Origin of the sequence: Azonexus sp., assembly GCF_041909095.1 — a bacterium.
Taxonomy (GTDB): Bacteria; Pseudomonadota; Gammaproteobacteria; order Burkholderiales; family Rhodocyclaceae; genus Azonexus.
The window spans coordinates 22,750-38,143 of the sequence record NZ_JAYREB010000002.1 but is presented as its reverse complement, the minus strand read 5'-3'; the positions used below and the strand labels follow the sequence as shown (position 1 = coordinate 38,143).

Sequence of the window (15,394 nt, the reverse complement as noted above, 5' to 3'; positions counted from 1 at the left end):
CACCGCGGAGTCCCTGCCGATGTCCAGTCCAGCCCTGCCCGCCCGGATCAACCTCGCCCTGCAGGGCGGTGGCGCCCACGGCGCCTTCACCTGGGGCGTGCTCGACGCGCTGCTCGAGGACGAATCGATCGATTTCGAGGGCGTCAGCGGCACCAGTGCCGGCGCCATGAACGCCGTCTGTCTCGCCCACGGCCTGCTGCACGGCGGCCGCGCCGGCGCGCGGCAGGCGCTGGCCGATTTCTGGCTGGCGATCGCCGACACCCTGCCGGCGCAATTCGCCGGCAACCAGGTGGCGAGCATGGCGCCGGCGCTGAAGATGATGCTGCAATGGACCGACCACCTCAGCCCGGAGCAGTTGAATCCCTTCGACCTCAACCCGCTGCGCGACGTCATCGAACGCCAGATCGACTTCGCCGCCCTGCGCGCCGGCAGCCCGGTCAAGCTGTTCATCGCCACCACCCACGCCAACTCCGGCAAGCTGCGCCTGTTCCAGAACCCTGAACTGTCGGCCGACGTGCTGCTTGCCTCGGCCTGCCTGCCGACCGTCCACCGGACCATCACGATCGATGGCGAACCCTACTGGGACGGCGGCTACAGCGCCAATCCGGCGGTCTTCCCGCTGGTTTATCACTGCCAGTCGGCCGACCTGATGCTGGTCCTGCTGACCCCGCTGCATTATTCGGAAACGCCGGAGAGCGCCAAGGAAATCCGCGAACGCTTGCGCGAACTCGCTTTCAATTCGACCTTCCTGCGCGAGATGCGGATGTTCGCCCACCTGCGCGAGCAGATCGGCGACAGCAATCCGCTCCCCGACTGGCTGCTCGACCGCCTGCCGATCGCCCGCCTCGAACGCCGCTTCGCCCGCCTGCGCTTCCACGCCATCAGCGCCGACAGCGTACTCGGCGAGCTGCCCGGCGACAGCAAGCTGGCGGTCAATCGCCAGTTCTTCGAAGAACTGCACGCGCTCGGCCGGGCGGTCGCCCGCCGCTGGCTGGACGGCAAGCGCGAAGCGCTCGGCCGGCAACCGACGCTCGACCTCGGCGCGCTGTTCTACTGAGCTGGCGGTTCCTCGACGACGATGCCCCAGTCGCCGAAGGTGTACCAGTCGTCGCCGAGCAGTTCGGCCGGGTGCTGGGTGCGCCCGGAGCCGTTGCCGCAGGCCATCTCGCCGGCCGGGCAATAGCGGTCGCAACCCCAGCAGATGCGCTCGGGGTGCTTCGGATGTAGCGGAAACTTCTTGGCCATCAGCCGTGCCCGCCGTTGAGGATCTGCTGCATGCCGCGCATCACCGCCAGATTGGCCTCTTCCATCCGCGTCAGCGCCTGCAGCGCGCCGGCCGGATCGCCGCGGCGATAGCAGGCGACGGCCTGGCGGGCGTGGTCGTGTACCGCCTTGTGCGGGCTTTCCATCTCGCGGTAGCCGGGCAGCCGCGAGAAGCCGGCCTTGCCCTCGCCCTCGTAGTACCAGCGACCGAGCCGGCATTCGGTCTCGTCCGGCAAGGCCTCCGGAGCAAGGTCGGAGAGGCCGAGCAGGACCTTGTACACCTCGAGCTTGAGCAGCAATTCCTCGACGTTGGCCAGCTCGGCGCTGGCCACCTGCGACGACGAGGCGATCGCCGCCTGCATCTGCTGCGACATCGCCAGCAGGCGCTGCATGCTCTGCGTCGCCGCCTCGCTTTCGGCACCGTGGCGGGCCGCCTCGCCGGCGCCGAGATCGATGGTCGCCTTGGCCTGGGCGGTTTCGGCCTGAATGCCGACAACCAGCGTGCCAATCTCGGTGGTCGCCCGGGCGGTGCGTTCGGCCAGCTTGCGCACCTCGTCGGCGACCACCGCGAAGCCGCGCCCGGCCTCGCCGGCGCGGGCCGCCTCGATCGCCGCGTTGAGCGCCAGCAGGTTGGTCTGCTCGGCGATTTCCTGGATCAGCCGGACGATGCCGCCAATCTCGCCGACCCGCCGTGTCAGGCTCTCGACGCTGTCGCCAGCGGCGCTGATGCGCCCGAACATCGCGTGCAGGCTGGCGGCGATCTGCTCGAAGGCGGCGCGATTGGCGTCGGATTCGGCGGCGGCCTCGCGGGCGCTCGCCGCTTCTTCGGTCAACTGCCCGGATAGGCCGGAAAACGACTGCTGGATACCGGCCAGCGAACTGCCGAAACGGGGAATGTTGCCGAGCACGCCATCGAGCAGCGTTTGTCGCGCCAGCAGCGCCTGGTTCGCCGCCCGGTCGTCGGCGAGCTGGCACCGCAACTCAGCGGCGGCGGCCTCGCTGGCCAGCAACTGCGTCCTGATCTGGTGATTCTCGGCCACCACTGCCGCCAGCTCGCGCCGGGTCCGGATTCCAAACATGCTGCTTCCTGCCTGTCACTCAATCAATGTTGAGTAATTTACTCAGGAATTAAGCCGGCGAACTTGATATCCCTCAAAACCGCGGTCAGCTTGCGGCCAGCGGCGGCGGCCGCCGCCCGCAGCGGTTGATCGCCAGCGACAGCAGGATGACGCTGCCGCCGAGCGCGATCTTGGCGAGGTCGGCATCGCGGTTCCAGATCAGCAGATTGACCAGCAGGCCAAGCGGCACATGCAGTTCGTTCATCACCGCCAGCGTACCGGCATCGACGCGAACACTACCCTTGACCCACCAGAACAAGCCGAGCGCCGTGGCGAACAGGCCCATCCACAGCAGCACGCCCCACTGCATCGCCGTCACCGGCAGCTTGTCCGGGTTGCCGAAGATCAGGAAGGACGGCAGCACGAGGATCAGCGCGCCGAGGAAGAAATGGCCGAAGAAGCGATACAGCGGCAGTTCGATCGGGTGGCGCAGCAGCAGGTGGCGACAGAGCACCTGGCCGGCGGCGAAGGTCGCGTTGGCGATTTGCAGCAGCACGAAGCCCCACAGGAATTCGCCGGCCAGCGGCTGCCAGCGGATCAAGATGCCGCCGCCAACGGCGACCGCAGCGGCGAACAGCGCCCAGCGGTTGAAGCGGCGTTCGAGCGCGTCCTCGATCAGGGTCACGTAGATCGGCGTCAGCACCGTAAACAGCAGCACTTCCGGCACCGTCAGCACGCTGAAGCTGCGGTACAGGCAGAGGTAGGTGATGCCGAACTGGAGCGCCCCGGCCAGCCAGAAGCCCGCCGCCAGCCGCGCCGGCAAGCCGCGCCAGACGGTGAACGGCAAAAAGACCAGGGCGGCGACGGCAACTCGGGCGAGGACCGCGAAGTCGCTGTCGACCTGGCCGGCGAGATACTGACCGATCAGGCTGAAGGAAAACGACCAGATCAGGTTGACGATGAGCAGGTAGGACATGAGAACGGCCAGCGACAAAAAGCGCGAATGATAATGGCTGGGGGCGATAAGCGCTAAAAGAGTTGCAGCTCGGCCTGGACTGCCGCCGCTGCCGGCGTCGCCATTGGCGCTTGCAGCCCGGCGGCGCGCACACCAAGCAGGCGGATGCGCTTGCCCAGCGCGATGCGCTTCAGGCACTGCCCGGCCGCCTGGCGGATCGCCCGGGCGTCGGCCAGCGGTTCCGGCAGCGTCAGGTCGCGGGTGACCGTGCTGAAGTCGGCGAAGCGCAGCTTGATGCCGATCGTGCGCGCGACCAGCCCCTTGCGCGCGAGGTCGTCGGCAACCCGGGCGCACAGCCCGGTGAAGGCCTCGGACAGCGCCGCCCGATCGAGGCCGACGTCGAGGTCGCGCTCGAAGGTGCTCTCGCGGCTCACCGACTTGGGGTCGCGCTCAGTCACCAACGGCCGTTCGTCGATGCCGCGGGCGGCACGCCACAGCCAGCTGCCGGTGCTGGCGCCGAAGCGGCGGACCAGTTCGCTCTCGGCCACCGCCGCCAGCTGGCCGACCGTGTCGACGCCCATCGCGCGCAGCCGCTCGGCCGCCTTCGGGCCGATGCCGTTGATCTTGCGCGCCGCCAGCGGCCAGATCCGCGTCGGCACGTCGTCGGCGCCGAGGATGGTGATGCCGTCGGGCTTGTCGAGGTCGGAGGCAATCTTGGCCAGCAGCTTGTTCGGGGTGATGCCGATCGAACAGGTCAACCCGGTCGCCGCGAACACCGCCTGCTTGATCCGCCGGGCCAGCGGCAGGCTGTCCTCGGCGATGCCGCTCAGGTCGATGTAGATCTCGTCGATGCCGCGGTCCTCGATCACCGGCGCGACGCTCGCCACCGCCGCCTTGAAACGCCGCGAGTAATCGCGATAGGCGTCGAAGTTGGCCGGCAGCAGGATGGCGTCGGGCGCCAGTTGCGCCGCCTTCATCAGCCCCATCCCGGAAAACACGCCGAGCGCCCGCGCCTCGTAGGTCGAGGTGGTGATCACGCCGCGCCCGACGTAATCGCGCAGGCGGGCGAAACGCAGGCTGCCGTCGGCCTGCTCGAGCGGACGGTCGACGCGGCGACCGCCGACGACCACCGGCTGGCCGCGCAGCATGGGGTAATGCTGGAGCTCGACCGAAGCGAAGAAGGCGTCCATGTCGAGGTGGGCAATGCGTCGATGACTGTTCATATCCACAGTATAAATCCCGAAACCCTGCTCACGCCAGCCTTCAGCTTATCCCCGAAAGTTGTGGATAAGTCTGTGGAAGCGCACTGGGCGGGCAATCTAGCCGACTGACGCAGAAGGGCTTTTGTTGCGTCGCTCAATCTTTAAGCAAGGCAGCCGGAGCGGCTTCGCCTCACCTTTCCCCCGCGCTCCGGGTAAACTGCCGGCCATGACTGTCCTACCCGCCCGCCCTCGTCTGCTGTCGCTGATCCCGCCGCTGACGCAACTGAACACGCCCTACCCGGCGACGGCCTACCTGACTGGCTTCCTGCGGTCGCACGGCTTCCACGCGACGCAGGCCGACCTGGCGTTGGGCACCGTTCTCGAACTGCTGTCGCCGGCCGGCCTAGACCAGTTGCGGGCGGCGGCGGAAGCGCTGCCGCGCAAGCAGCGCTCGCCGACGATCAAGACCTTCCTCAACCAGTTCGAGCGCTACCGCGTCGCCACCGGGCCGGCGCTGGCGCTGCTGCAGGGGCGCGACGGCTCGCTGGCGCACCGCATCTGCACCCGCGCCTTCCTGCCCGAGGGGCCGCGCTTCGCGGCGCTCGAGCATTACGTCGACGACGGCAGCGGCGATCCGCTCGGCTGGGCCTTCGGCGCGCTCGGCATCCAGGACCGCGCCCGCCACCTGGCGACGCTCTTCCTCAACGACCTCGCCGACGTCATCCGCGAAGCCGCCGACCCGCGTTTCGAGTTCGTCCGCTACGCCGAATCGCTGGCCCAGAGCCAGCCCAGCTTCGAGCCGCTGGCGCAGGCGCTGGCGGCACCGCCGACGCTGGTCGATACGACGCTGACCCGACTGGCGCTGGCCGCCGTCGAACGCGAGCGGCCAGACATCCTGCTACTTTCGGTGCCCTTCCCCGGCTCGGTCTACGCCGCTTTCCGCATCGCCCAGGCGGTGAAGGCGAAGAATCCCAACATCGTCATCGTCCTTGGCGGCGGTTGGGTCAATACCGAGCTGCGCGAACTGGCCGAACCGCGCGTCTTCGACTACGTCGATTACGTCACACTGGATGATGGCGAGGGGCCGCTGCTGGCGCTGATCGAGCACCTGGCCGGGCAGCGGCCGCGACTCAACCTGCTGCGTACCTTCACCCGCGTCGATGGCGCTGTACGCTGGTTCACCTGCGGCGAACCGGACGTAGCTTTCGAAGACGTCGGTACGCCAACCTGGGACGGCCTGCCGCTCGACCGTTACCTGTCGCTTCTCGACATGCTCAATCCGATGCACCGGCTGTGGTCGGACGGGCACTGGAACAAGCTCACCGTCGCCCACGGCTGCTACTGGAAGAAGTGCAGCTTCTGCGATGTCAGCCTCGATTACATCTCGCGCTTCGAGGCCGCCAACGCCAGCACGCTGGTCGACCGCATCGAGCGCGTCATCGACGAGACCGGCCACAGCGGCTTCCATTTCGTCGATGAAGCAGCGCCGCCGAAGGCGCTGCGCGCGCTGGCCGAGGAGCTGCAACGGCGCAATCTGGCGATTTCCTGGTGGGGCAACGTCCGCTTCGAGAAGTCGTTCACGCCCGAACTCTGCCTGCAACTCGCCGACAGCGGCTGCATCGCCATTTCCGGCGGCCTGGAAGTCGCCTCCGACCGCCTGCTGGCGCTGATGAAAAAGGGCGTCTCGGTTGATCAGGTGGCGCGCGTCACCCGCGCCTTCACGGACGCCGGCATCCTGGTCCATGCCTACTTGATGTACGGCTTCCCGACGCAGACCGTGCAGGACACGGTCGATGCGCTGGAGTACGTGCGCCAGTTGTTCGCCGAAGGCTGCATCCAGTCCGGCTTCTTCCATCGCTTCGCGTGCACCGTGCATTCGCCGGTCGGGCGCAATCCCGAAGAATACGGCATCACACTGAGGCCGGCGCCGTTCAAGGGCTTCGCCAAAAACGACGTCGCCTTCAGCGACCCGACCGGCGTCGACCATGCCGGTCTCGGCCGGGGCCTGAACAAGGCGCTGTACAACTACATGCACGGCATCTGCCTCGACGACGACGTGCGCCGCTGGTTCGAAGAGCGGGTACCGAAACCGCGCGTCAGGCGGGATTGCATCGCCCGTGCGCTGAACGCCCTAAACGGCTGAACGCCGGTCACTCCCTCGACAGGGAGCGCCGGCGTCCGCACAAGCTGTGCGCCGCTCAGTTTACCTGCAGGCTGCCACCACGCCCCAAGCCACCTTCGACGTTCTGCGCCTTGTAGTTGCGCAGGCCGATCACCATCTTGTTGTAGGCATCGGAAAACGCCGCCACCGTCGCCTTGCCTTCCGGCGTCTGCGAGAATCCGCCGAGGCCACCAGCCGCGCGACCGCCGAACGCGCCCAGCGCGGCGCCAAAATTGCTCGCCGTCGCGTTACCTTCGGCGGAGGCCAACTGGACGCCGGAGCGGATATCGAACAAGGTCAGGGTGACGACGGAAACCTTGCTTTCGGCACCAGCCGCGATGATCGCGCCGCCGTGACCGATCAAGCCGCCGAGCGCGCCGGCAATGCGGCCGGTCGGCGAGTCGTCGATGACGATCGACGGTTCCATGTAGTAATCGGCGGCAACCCGCTGCCCCTTCTGCTGCTTCGAGCCGCTCCGGAACTCGCCGGAGTTGCGCTGCTTGTCGGTGATTGCCGAAATCTTGCTTTCCGTCCGGTTGTTGCCGATCGAGGTCAGCACGAAGCAGTTCGATTGCTGCACGGCCAGACGGATCAGCGGATCGATCCGGGTCACCTTGGTGGCGCGACCGAAGCTGCCGTACCACTCCTTGCCGCGTCCGTCGTCAAAGGCGAGCGTGCCCAAGGGCTTGGCGCAACGCTCCAGACCGGCATTGGCGCCGACGCTGGTCGAGCCACTGGCCGAACCACCGACCGCCGTTGCATCGGGCGAACCGGTCGTCACCGAACCGCCGGCACCGGGCGTCACACAGGCGGCGAGCATGAAGGAAAGCGACGACAGGGCCAGGATGGAAAAGCACTTCTGTTTGAACATTTTCAAGACTCCTGCAAAACTCAATAACGGCCGGATCGGGACATGTGACGCTCGTGCCAGTGATCGTCATCGCGCCATTGCCACTGGTATTCGTACATGCCGAGCCAGAAATTCCGGGATTGCTCGCGCTGACTCTCCCGCCAGCGCTGATAAGCGATCTCGTCCTGCTTGGCCTTCTGCGCCTCGGCGAGCAGCTTGCCGGCTTCCTTGTCGCCACGCCCGGCAGCCATCAGCAACCACTTTTCCGCTTCTGCCGGATCGGCACCCATTTCCTCGAGACCACTCAGATAGAGACGCCCTACCGCCGTCTGCGCCGGCAGATAGCCACGCGATGCCGCGTTGCGCATCCACTCGAGCGCCCGGTAGCTGTCCTGGGGAACGCCATCGCCCCGGAAATGCCGCAGCCCGAGATCGTAGGCCGCACGCGGATCCTGATCGGCGAGTGCGACAAGTTCCGCCTGCTGGCGGCTCATGGCCGGCGCCGCGTCAAGCAGGGGCGGGAAAGTCACGGTATCGCGCGGCCGTTCGGAACAACCGCTTTCGTCACAAATCCTGATGGTCGGCGGCGCGTCCTGTGCGTGTGCGGCAAGGACAGTCAGACCCAACAACATGGAAAACAACCCGGCTCTCGGCATCACGCCCTCCACTCGCAGCAAAATGAAACCCCGACAAATTTGACATGGGAATATGCCAAAGCGCTTGGATTATCCGCGACCGAATGACGGACAGCAAGTATGTGATATTCATTTTTACCAATCGTTTCAATTGGCGGAATATCCAAGCGGCGGAGTTTTTCGGCACTGCTTTATGCCAGGGACAAAACAGACGCGGATTGCCATCGGAATAAACAGCAGAATTCCGGCCATGACTTGCCAGGCAGCGACACCGCAAGCCGCAGCAGCGGCAAATCAGATCCACGAAATCAATGCAAATATTGCATTTATGAAACTTTTCAAAAATGCCGCATCTCGCGTAAGCTTGCCACGCAAGACCCTGGCCCAACCCCCATGAAACCGAGCCTCATCCCCAGCAGTCTGACCAGCCGCCTGATCCTGCTCGGCATCGCCCTGCTGCTGATCGGCGCGCTGGGACGCACCGTGTTGCTGAGCAATTACCTGCGCGACGACTTGCAGAAGCAGACGGCCGACCAGTTGCTGGCGATCGCCAACTATGTGGCCCAGGACATCGAGCGCGATCTCGCCGACCGCCAGCGCCTGCTGGAACGGGTGGCCGGCAACCTCGGCCGCGTCACCAACCCGGCCGACTGGCAGGCCCGGCTCGGCCAGGCCCAGAACCTGAACCCCCTGTTTTCACACGGCATGTTGCTGGTCGATCGCGCTGGCCGGGTCAGACTCGACTACCCCCCGCATCCAGGGCGCAGCGGTAGTTCGCTCGCCGAGCGCGCCTATTTCCAGACGGCGCTGGCCGGAAAAAGCAGTATCGGCCGACCTTTCATCGACGATCCGGCGACTGGCGCCATCCTGCCGATGGCGGTACCGGTGCGTGACGCAAACGATGCGGTGACGGCCGTCCTGGTGGGTTATTCGGCCCTGCATTCGGCCAATTTCATGGCTGCCCTCTACGCCACGCGGATCGGCGACAGCGGCGGCCTGCTCCTGGTTTCGCCGGAACACAGGCTGTTTGTCGCCGCCTCCGACCAAGGCAGGGTGCTGCGCCCGACGCCGGCCGACGGCGTCAACCCGATGCATGACCGGACGATGCGCGGCTTCCGCGGCACCGGCATCACGGTCAACGCTGCCGGCACCGAGGAAATCGCCGCCACCGCCTCGGTACCCAGCGGCAACTGGTTTGTCGTCGCCCGCCAGCCGACCGAAGAAGCCTTTGCGCCCCTGGATCGCTTGCGCAGTTTCATCCTGAAAAACACGGCGGTCATCCTGCCTGCCTTCATCGTCTTCATGGTCATCGTCATGCGCAGCATGCTGCGCCCGCTGATGGAAACCGCCCGCCGCGCCGACCTGATGACGCTCGGCGAAATCCCGCTGGCCACCTTGCCGGTGGCGCGTAACGACGAAGTCGGCCATCTCACCGGCGCCTTCAACCGGATGCTCAGCAAGCTGCTGGAAAGTCGCGCCGAACTCGCCCACATGGCGCATCACGACCCGCTGACCGGCCTTCCCAACCGCAAGCTGCTGGCCGACCGGATGTCCCAGGCGCTGGCGCGGGCGCAACGCAACCAGACGCGGATTGCCATCCTGTTTCTCGATCTCGACGGTTTCAAGCCGATCAACGACCGTTTCGGGCACGAAGCCGGCGACCAGGCACTGGTTGAAGTCGCCCGCCGGCTCGGCGGCATGCTGCGCCAGGAAGACACGCTGGCGCGCGTCGGCGGCGACGAGTTCGTGATCCTGATCTCCGACCTCACGGACAACGCTGAGCGTGTCGTGGCCAAGGTCGCCGAAAAGTGTCTCGCCATCTTTGCGCCGGAGTTCGCGATTGCCGGGCATGACTGCCGGCTGTCGACATCAATCGGCATCGCCGTCGGCGATGCCGACGGCGAGCAGTTGCTGATCGCCGCCGACCAGGCGATGTACCGCGCCAAGGAACAGGGACGCGGCCGTTACTGCTGGACCTGAACCTGCTGGCTCAGCCGAGGATGCCGATGACGTTGAGGAAGATCAGGACGATCGCCACCGGCGAAACGTAACGGACCACACCGTACCAGAGACGGAAGGCGCCGCCGCGCAGCCCCACCTCCTCCTCGACGTGGGCGCGCTTCATCGTCCATGCCGCAAACAGCGCGATCAACAGGCCGGCCAGCGGCATCATGATCTTGGTGGTCAGCGTGTCGAGCAGATCGAACAGGCCGAGCCCGAACAGGCTGAAAGCGCTCCATTCGTTGAACGACAGCGCGACGGCGACGCCAAGCAGCCAGACGCCGGATGAGAGCAGCGTCACTGCCGCCTTGCGGCCAAGGTCGAAACGCTCGACCAGCAAACTCACGCCCGGTTCAAGCAGCGAGATCGCCGAAGTCCAGGCGGCAAAAACAACGAGCACGAAGAACACCAGGCCGACGACATGCCCGCCGGGCATCTGCGAGAAAGCCAGCGGCAGGGTCTGCAGCAGCAGGCCGGGACCGGCCGCCGGCTCCAGCCCCTGGGCAAAGACGATGGCGAAAATCGACAGGCCGGCGAGCAGCGCAACGCCGGTGTCGGCGGCGGCAATCGCCAGACAGGTACGCGGAATCGACACCTCGCGGCCAAGGTAGGAACCGTAGGTGATGATCGCCCCCATGCCCAGGCTGAGTGTGAAGAAGGCGTGGCCCATGGCGGCGAACAACACGCCGCGGTTGATCGCCGACGGGTCGAAATGGAACAGGAAGCGGAAGGCCGCCGGCAGATCGGCGGCCAGCGCGCCATAGCCAACCAGGAAGACCAGGATGGCGAACAGCGCCGGCATCATGATCTTGTTGGCCCGCTCGATGCCGCTGGTCACGCCGCCGAGGACCACCGCCGCGGTCAGCGCCATGAACACCGTATGCCAGAAGATCAACTTCCCCGGGCTGGCCAGCAAGGCGCCGAAGGCATCGGCAAAGGCTTCCTTGGGGAGTGCTGCGAAACCGGACGCGGCGCGCCAGGTGTATTCCAGTACCCAGCCGGCAACCACGCTGTAGAACGAGAGGATGATGAAGGCGCCGACAATCCCGATCAGGCCGATCACCTGCCACCAGCGAGTAGCGCCGGCCTCGTCGGCGAGCACCCGCATCGTCGCCACCGGATTGCCCTGGCCGCGGCGGCCGAGCAGGGTTTCCGCCATCAGCAGCGGCACGCCGATGGCCAGGATGCAGGCCAGATAGACCAGCACGAAGGCGCTGCCGCCGTTGCTGCCGGTCATGTAGGGGAATTTCCAGATATTGCCGAGGCCGACCGCCGAACCGACGGTGACCAGGAAGAAGGCCCAACGATTGGACCAGTGGGCGCGCGGCCCTTGCGAGGTAGTCATGATGCCGTCCCGAATTTCAAGGGGCAGGATTCTACGCGCCCCCGCGCGCGGCCAAACTTGGGGATTTCACCTAGACGGCAGCCGTGCCAGCGCCACGCGCCGGGCCCGCGTGATACATTCGCCCCCGACCGGAATCCCTGCAGTCCCATCATGAACGACCAATTCGACCTGTTCTCGCCAGCCCCCGCCGTACCGGAAGAAACCCCTGCCGAACCGGCCGCGCCGGCCATCGTCCCCGAAGCTGCGGTTACCGAGGCCGCCCCGCCGCCGCTCGGCGACGACGCCGACCTGCCGCCGCTGCCGCCGGCCGCCCAGGGCCCGGCCGAGGACATTCCGCCACCGGCCGACTACGCCGCCCGCCGCTACCTCGAATACGCGATGAGCGTGGTCACCGGCCGCGCCCTGCCGGCCAACGCCGACGGCCAAAAGCCGGTGCAGCGGCGCATCCTCTACGCGATGCACCGGATGGGCCTGTACAAGAGCCCGAAGCACGTCAAGTCGGCGCGCGTCGTCGGCGACGTGATCGGTAAGTACCACCCACACGGCGATTCCTCGGTCTACGACGCGATGGTGCGCATGGCGCAGGACTGGAGCCTGCGCTACCCGGTGGTCGACGGCCAGGGCAACTTCGGCTCGCGCGACGGCGACAACGCCGCCGCCATGCGCTATACCGAAGCCCGCCTGACGCCGATCGCCGAACTGCTGCTCGGCGAACTCGACGAAGGCACCGTCGACTGGAAGCCGAACTACGACGGCGTCAACGACGAACCCTGCCTGCTGCCGGCGCGCCTGCCCTTCTGCCTGTTGAACGGCGCTTCCGGCATCGCCGTCGGCATGGCCACCGAAATCCCCGCGCATAACCTGCGCGAAGTCGCCAAAGCCGCCGCCGCGCTGATCCGCGACCCGCAAACCAGCGAGGACGAAGTCCTGCGCCTGGTGCCCGGCCCCGACTACCCGGGCGGCGCGCAGATCATCTCGACGCCCGAGGAAATCGCCGCCACCTACAAGAGCGGTCGCGGCAGCCTGCGCGTGCGCGCCAAGTGGAAGATCGAAGCGCTGGCGCGCGGCCAGTGGCGTCTGGTCGTCACCGAACTGCCGCCGGGCGTGTCCACCGCCACCGTGATGTCGGAGATCGAAGCCTGCTCCAACCCGGTGGCCAAGGAAAAGGCCGGCAAGAAGGTATTCACCCCGGAACAGCTCAACCTGAAAGCCGCCTTCCTTTCCGCCATCGGCGAAAGTGGCGTGCGCGACGAATCGGGCAAGGAACACGACGTCCGCCTGGTCATCGAACCGGCCAGCTCGCGCCAGGGCCAGGACGACCTGGTCCGCCTGCTGCTCGCCCACACCAGCCTGGAAACCAACGCCTCGATCAACCTGACGCTGCTCGGCCTGACCGGCGCGCCGCGCCAGGGCACGCTCTACGACATGATCGCCGAATGGTGCCGCTTCCGGCTGAGCACCGTCGAGCGGCGCACCCGCCATCGGCTGGCCGCCGCCGAACGGCGCATCCACATCCTCGAAGGCCGGCAGGCGATCCTGCTCGACATCGACCGGGTGATCAAGGTGATCCGCGAATCGGACGCCCCCAAGGCCGACCTGATCGCCGCCTTCAAGCTCTCCGAGATTCAGGCCGAGGACATCCTGGAAATCCGCTTGCGCCAGCTGGCCCGTCTCGAAGGCATCAAGATCGGCGAGGAACTCGCCAAACTGCGCGAGGAAGCCGCCGGCCTCAACAAGCTGCTCGACTCCGAAAGCGCGCTGCGCGACTGCGTCGCCGCCGAGATCGACGCCGATGCCAAGAAATACGGCGACGAGCGCCGCACCCTGATCGAAGCCGCCGAACGCGTCACCCTGTCGGATGCCAAGAACGTCTCGATCCCCGACGAGCCGACCACGCTGATCGTCTCCAAGCACGGCTGGCTGCGCTCACGCACTGGCCATAACATCGATCCGGCGCAACTCACCTTCCGCTCCGGCGACAGCCTGCTCGCCTGTATTCCCTGCCGCACGGTCAACCACCTGATCCTGCTCGACACCAAGGGCCGCGCCTACTCCATCCCGGCCGCCGACCTGCCCGGCGGCAAGGGCGACGGCGTTCCCGCCACCTCGCTCGCCGACTTTCAGGACGGCGGCAAACTGGTGCTCGCCCTCGCCATCTCGGCCGACAAGACCTACCTGGTCGCCGGCGAAGGCGGCTACGGCTTCCGTGTCAAGGGCGAGGACCTGCTGTCGCGCGGCAAGGCCGGCAAGGCCTTCCTGACGCTCGACGCCGGCGAAGCGCCCGCCATCTTCCAGCCGGCCCCGGCCGATGGCGAGATCGCCGTGTTCACCAAGGACGGTCGCGCCCTGGTCTTCCCGATCGAGGAACTCCGCCTGCTCGGCAAAGGACGCGGCCTCAAGCTGATCGACGCGGCGCCCGGCAAGACCGCGCTGGAAGCGATCGAGCCGGTGGTCGACGGCGTCGCCGGCAAGCTCAAGGGCGAACGCCTGGAGAGCTGCCGGGGCAATCGCGGTGGCAAGGGCAAGCCGCTGCGCGCGACGCGCAAGTAAGGCGCTGCTTCAGCCGCGCGCGTCACCCCAACGGTAGGGCGAGTCGTCCTCGCCCAGGTAGTGCGCGACACCATCGCGGCCGACGCAGTATTGCGGCGAGACGATCATCTCGCGCAGTTGCTGCGTCTCGCCGATGCGCGTGTATTCGAAGACGACGCAGCGTTCGATGCGTGTCCCGGAACGGATGTGGCTGCCATGGCCGATCCAGGCCGGACCGATGATCGACACACCGGGATCGATGCGCACGTTGGCCCCCAGATAGACCGGCCCGACCAGCTTCACGCTCTCCCAGGCGACCGAAGTGTTGAGGCCGACCCAGACCCCGGGCGCGACTTCCTCGCCCGGCATCTCCATCTGCTCGACCTCACCGCGCAGCACGCGCTGCGACACCTCCCAGTAATCGCTCAGGCGGCCGATGTCGATCCAGTTGAAAGGGCGCCGCTGGGCGTAGAAGGGCAAGCCTTTCTCGACCAGCAGCGGGAACAGTTCGCTGCCGATATCGAAGGGCACGCCGGGCGGAATCAGCTCGAGCACTGCCGGCTCGAAAATATAGATGCCGGTGCTCGCCAAACGTGACTTCGCCACTTCCGGCTGCGGCTTTTCCTGGAAGGACAGCACCCGCCCGTCGTCGTCGGCGACCACCACGCCGTAGTTCGGCACGTCGGCCAGCGGCACTTCCAGCGTCACCACGCTGGCCAGCGCGCCCTTCTCGCGATGTTCGCGCAACGCCGCCGCGATATCGAGGTCGATCAGCGCGTCGCCGCAAATGACCAACGTCGTCTCGTCGAAGAAGCCGCCGAAATCCTGAATCCTGCGCATGCCGCCGGCCGAACCCAGCGGCTTGGGAACAATCTCCCCATGATCGCGCGCCCCTTCGTACGAATAGCCAAGGTTCATCCCCCAGCACCGGCCGTCGCCGAAGTAGTTTTCGATCTTGCGATGGTTGAATGCGACGTTCACCATGACGTCGCGCACGCCGTAACGCGTCATGTGCTCGATCAGGTACTCCATCACCGGCTTGCCGAGGATCGGCACCATCGGTTTCGGCATCGACTTGGTCAGCGGACGCACCCGCGTTCCCTGCCCCGCCGCCAGTATCATTCCCTTGGCCATTGCTGCCTGCTTCCTCCGTCGCCCGCAAAATTTTCCTTCGCCCCCTGCCGGCCGGCCGGGCGACGATCAGCGTAGCGAGCGCATGTTGCAGGCAGATGATGGCGCAGCGACAAATCAAATCGCGCAGCCCCTACCCAAGCCGGAAAAAGCTGTGCTATAGTTCGCGCCGCGCTGGAGACAGCAACCGGGCAGCAAAAACAAAGCGCCATTACGGTTCGCCGCTCCAGAGCAGGTTTTGTTGTATTTCCGGTTCGTCGCCAC

General features: G+C 66.5%; 13 protein-coding genes. 5 read left to right on the top strand and 8 right to left on the bottom strand.

Annotated elements, in window-relative coordinates; all coding sequences use genetic code 11:
• Positions 1–19: 19 nt before the first annotated feature.
• Complete coding sequence (locus ACE3OV_RS06955) at positions 20–1,057, top strand: patatin-like phospholipase family protein (protein ID WP_374326264.1); 1,038 nt, start codon at positions 20–22, stop codon at positions 1,055–1,057.
• Here ACE3OV_RS06955 and ACE3OV_RS06950 read toward each other — a convergent pair.
• The 4 genes from ACE3OV_RS06950 to dinB all read right to left on the bottom strand — a co-directional run bounded on the left by ACE3OV_RS06950 (position 1,051) and on the right by dinB (position 4,499).
• Positions 1,051–1,245: a DUF3079 domain-containing protein gene (locus ACE3OV_RS06950; protein ID WP_374326263.1), complete on the bottom strand. Its 195-nt coding sequence runs from the start codon at positions 1,243–1,245 to the stop codon at positions 1,051–1,053. The genes ACE3OV_RS06955 and ACE3OV_RS06950 overlap by 7 nt on opposite strands.
• Positions 1,245–2,342: a methyl-accepting chemotaxis protein gene (locus ACE3OV_RS06945; RefSeq protein WP_374326262.1), complete on the bottom strand. Its 1,098-nt coding sequence runs from the start codon at positions 2,340–2,342 to the stop codon at positions 1,245–1,247. Before ACE3OV_RS06945 ends, ACE3OV_RS06950 begins: the two co-directional genes overlap by 1 nt.
• Before the next feature lie 85 nt (positions 2,343–2,427).
• The gene (locus ACE3OV_RS06940) at positions 2,428–3,297 is read right to left on the bottom strand and encodes an EamA family transporter (protein ID WP_374326261.1); all 870 of its coding nucleotides are present in this window, start codon (positions 3,295–3,297) and stop codon (positions 2,428–2,430) included.
• A 53-nt stretch (positions 3,298–3,350) separates the two neighbouring features.
• Entirely contained in the window at positions 3,351–4,499 is a 1,149-nt protein-coding gene (gene dinB, locus ACE3OV_RS06935; RefSeq protein WP_374326260.1) for a DNA polymerase IV, read from the bottom strand.
• Between the two features lie 205 nt (positions 4,500–4,704).
• On the opposite strand from dinB, the gene ACE3OV_RS06930 reads away from it, so the two are divergent.
• The gene (locus tag ACE3OV_RS06930; RefSeq protein WP_374326259.1) at positions 4,705–6,621 is read left to right on the top strand and encodes a radical SAM protein; all 1,917 of its coding nucleotides are present in this window, start codon (positions 4,705–4,707) and stop codon (positions 6,619–6,621) included.
• Between the two features lie 55 nt (positions 6,622–6,676).
• Here ACE3OV_RS06930 and ACE3OV_RS06925 read toward each other — a convergent pair whose 3' ends face one another.
• Entirely contained in the window at positions 6,677–7,510 is an 834-nt protein-coding gene (locus ACE3OV_RS06925) for a hypothetical protein (protein WP_374326258.1), read from the bottom strand.
• Positions 7,511–7,530: 20 nt separating this feature from the next.
• Positions 7,531–8,019, bottom strand: a complete 489-nt coding sequence (locus ACE3OV_RS06920) for a tetratricopeptide repeat protein (protein ID WP_374326257.1) — start codon at positions 8,017–8,019, stop codon at positions 7,531–7,533.
• 178 nt (positions 8,020–8,197) lie between these two features.
• Here ACE3OV_RS06920 and ACE3OV_RS06915 point away from each other — a divergent pair, with 178 nt between their 5' ends.
• Positions 8,198–8,521 (top strand): hypothetical protein, encoded by a 324-nt coding sequence (locus ACE3OV_RS06915; RefSeq protein WP_374326256.1) that lies wholly within the window; start codon positions 8,198–8,200, stop codon positions 8,519–8,521.
• Positions 8,518–10,104 carry a diguanylate cyclase domain-containing protein gene (locus ACE3OV_RS06910; RefSeq protein ID WP_374326255.1) on the top strand — a complete coding sequence of 529 codons (1,587 nt, stop codon included), beginning with the start codon at positions 8,518–8,520 and terminating at the stop codon, positions 10,102–10,104. Before ACE3OV_RS06915 ends, ACE3OV_RS06910 begins: the two co-directional genes overlap by 4 nt.
• A gap of 10 nt (positions 10,105–10,114) precedes the next feature.
• Here ACE3OV_RS06910 and ACE3OV_RS06905 read toward each other — a convergent pair whose 3' ends face one another.
• Positions 10,115–11,470, bottom strand: coding sequence for a sodium-dependent transporter (locus tag ACE3OV_RS06905; RefSeq protein ID WP_374326254.1), 1,356 nt, complete (start codon positions 11,468–11,470; stop codon positions 10,115–10,117).
• Positions 11,471–11,620: 150 nt separating this feature from the next.
• On the opposite strand from ACE3OV_RS06905, the gene parC reads away from it, so the two are divergent.
• Complete coding sequence (gene parC / locus ACE3OV_RS06900) at positions 11,621–14,020, top strand: DNA topoisomerase IV subunit A (RefSeq protein ID WP_374326253.1); 2,400 nt, start codon at positions 11,621–11,623, stop codon at positions 14,018–14,020.
• A 9-nt stretch (positions 14,021–14,029) separates the two neighbouring features.
• Here parC and ACE3OV_RS06895 read toward each other — a convergent pair whose 3' ends face one another.
• Complete coding sequence (locus ACE3OV_RS06895; protein WP_374326252.1) at positions 14,030–15,133, bottom strand: sugar phosphate nucleotidyltransferase; 1,104 nt, start codon at positions 15,131–15,133, stop codon at positions 14,030–14,032.
• Between the last annotated feature and the right edge of the window lie 261 nt (positions 15,134–15,394).

Coding starts and splice junctions, on each gene's coding strand:
- ACE3OV_RS06940 (WP_374326261.1), bottom strand. CDS start 3,297: ATGTCCTACCTGCTCATCGTCAACCTGATCTGGTCGTTTTCCTTCAGC.
- ACE3OV_RS06955 (WP_374326264.1), top strand. CDS start 20: ATGTCCAGTCCAGCCCTGCCCGCCCGGATCAACCTCGCCCTGCAGGGC.
- ACE3OV_RS06925 (WP_374326258.1), bottom strand. CDS start 7,510: ATGTTCAAACAGAAGTGCTTTTCCATCCTGGCCCTGTCGTCGCTTTCC.
- ACE3OV_RS06915 (WP_374326256.1), top strand. CDS start 8,198: ATGCCAAAGCGCTTGGATTATCCGCGACCGAATGACGGACAGCAAGTA.
- ACE3OV_RS06945 (WP_374326262.1), bottom strand. CDS start 2,342: ATGTTTGGAATCCGGACCCGGCGCGAGCTGGCGGCAGTGGTGGCCGAG.
- ACE3OV_RS06930 (WP_374326259.1), top strand. CDS start 4,705: ATGACTGTCCTACCCGCCCGCCCTCGTCTGCTGTCGCTGATCCCGCCG.
- ACE3OV_RS06895 (WP_374326252.1), bottom strand. CDS start 15,133: ATGGCCAAGGGAATGATACTGGCGGCGGGGCAGGGAACGCGGGTGCGT.
- parC (WP_374326253.1), top strand. CDS start 11,621: ATGAACGACCAATTCGACCTGTTCTCGCCAGCCCCCGCCGTACCGGAA.
- ACE3OV_RS06950 (WP_374326263.1), bottom strand. CDS start 1,245: ATGGCCAAGAAGTTTCCGCTACATCCGAAGCACCCCGAGCGCATCTGC.
- ACE3OV_RS06910 (WP_374326255.1), top strand. CDS start 8,518: ATGAAACCGAGCCTCATCCCCAGCAGTCTGACCAGCCGCCTGATCCTG.
- dinB (WP_374326260.1), bottom strand. CDS start 4,499: ATGAACAGTCATCGACGCATTGCCCACCTCGACATGGACGCCTTCTTC.
- ACE3OV_RS06905 (WP_374326254.1), bottom strand. CDS start 11,470: ATGACTACCTCGCAAGGGCCGCGCGCCCACTGGTCCAATCGTTGGGCC.